The organism is Clostridioides sp. ZZV15-6383 (genome assembly GCF_020657735.1).
In the GTDB taxonomy this organism is placed as follows: Bacteria; Bacillota; Clostridia; order Peptostreptococcales; family Peptostreptococcaceae; genus Clostridioides; species Clostridioides difficile_D.
This window is the reverse complement of the sequence record NZ_JAGWCV010000258.1, coordinates 1-224: the sequence shown is the minus strand read 5'-3', so window position 1 is coordinate 224 and position 224 is coordinate 1. Positions and strand designations below refer to the sequence as shown.

At 28.6% G+C, this 224-nt stretch carries 1 protein-coding gene; it reads left to right on the top strand.

Translation table 11 applies throughout. The features are described 5' to 3' along the window. The coding region (locus KGF42_RS19700) for a transposase (protein ID WP_227826953.1) at positions 1–224 on the top strand (224 nt) is incomplete at both ends.

Genomic DNA, 224 nt, shown 5'->3' with positions numbered 1-224 from the left:
TTTATTCGTCAATTAGAATACAAGGCTAATTGGTATGGTAGACAAATTGTAAAGGTAGGTAAATTCTTTGCAAGTTCACAAATATGCAATAAATGTGGGTATAAAAACGAGGAAGTTAAGGACTTAAATATAAGAGAATGGATTTGTCCTAGTTGTAATGAAACTCACGATAGAGATATAAATGCAAGTATAAATATATTAAAAGAAGGATTAAGACTAATAAC